Source organism: Prevotella rectalis, assembly GCF_900607215.1.
Taxonomy (GTDB): Bacteria; Bacteroidota; Bacteroidia; order Bacteroidales; family Bacteroidaceae; genus Prevotella; species Prevotella brunnea.
On sequence record NZ_LR027821.1, the window covers coordinates 113,781 to 114,847 of the forward strand.

1 protein-coding gene and 2 pseudogenes are annotated in these 1,067 nt (G+C 44.5%); all 3 read left to right on the top strand.

All coding sequences use genetic code 11. The features are described from left to right. Window positions 1-7: 7 nt before the first annotated feature. Complete coding sequence (locus E0E16_RS07675) at window positions 8-358, top strand: ISAon1 family transposase N-terminal region protein (RefSeq protein ID WP_130829841.1); 351 nt, start codon at window positions 8-10, stop codon at window positions 356-358. Next, window positions 324-866, top strand: a pseudogene (locus E0E16_RS07680) (ISAon1 family transposase); the annotation flags it as partial. The gene E0E16_RS07675 and the pseudogene E0E16_RS07680, both read left to right, overlap by 35 nt. A 72-nt stretch (window positions 867-938) precedes the next feature. Beyond that, a pseudogene (locus E0E16_RS14335) lies at window positions 939-1,067 on the top strand (IS256 family transposase); the annotation flags it as partial.

The following is a 1,067-nucleotide window of genomic DNA, read 5'->3' on the forward strand; positions in this document are numbered from 1 at the left end:
AGCTCTTGTGTTGCCCACTCAAATATTAGAGTTTTTTACTATCGTTTCTGTCCGTGAGGTCGGATCAGAGTTTCATATTAGTCTTGACGAACGTATGGACAAGACTTTGGCGGATGATGCCAACTTCGAGTCCAAAGGGTTCATGGAAGCTGTTAATATAACTGACTTTCCGATCCGAGACCATAAGGTTATATTGAAAATTCGTCGCAGACGATGGACGGACTTGCGCACAGGCAAGAGCTTTACGCTTCCCATCGCTTTAGACATGGTAGCTCAGGGCACTCGTTACTCCAAGGAATTTGGAGCTTTTTTAAAAGAAACGTATGGAGACATCCCCCGTGACCTGCCTTACGCTTGAGGATTTCTATCATATTGACGGACATACATTTGAGAAACAATACAAGGAAGTTCTGAGCGGCTTCCGTCAATGGGACCAGGCAGAACATGCCGACGAGTGGCTTCTCTTTCCTGACAACATCGGATCCTCTTTGGCTATTGATGAAACTTCACTGTCTAACGGCGAACTGTACACTTTCGTGACCAACCGTGCAGCAAGGACACGGGAAAGAAGTCTCGTGGCAGTAATTGCAGGTACAAAGTCAGAAGATGTCATAGCAGTACTGGATAGGATTGATGAGGAGAAACGCTCCTCTGTTGAGGAAGTCACTCTGGATCTGTCCGACTCTATGCGCAAAATAGTCAGAAGGTCGTTTCCCAATGCCAAGCGTGTAATCGATAGGTTTCATGTACAAAAGTTAGCATGCGACGCCGTATAGGAATTGCGTATCAAGCACCGCTGGGATGCAATACAGCAGGCAAACGACGAGATGGAGGAGGCAAAACTCTGCGATGAACCATACAGCCCGGTACTGTCCTATAAAAGTGTGTAAGCTCCTTTTTTCTTATCTTTGTATTTGAAAACTATAAAAAAGGAAAAAATGAAACTTACACATTCGCAAATTTCGGAAATTATTTCGAATTACACAAGCAGCAGCGAGGGTTTTGTTACCCTTCAGTCATTAATCATGAACTCCCTGATGTATCATGAACGAGAGTTGTTCGTCAGC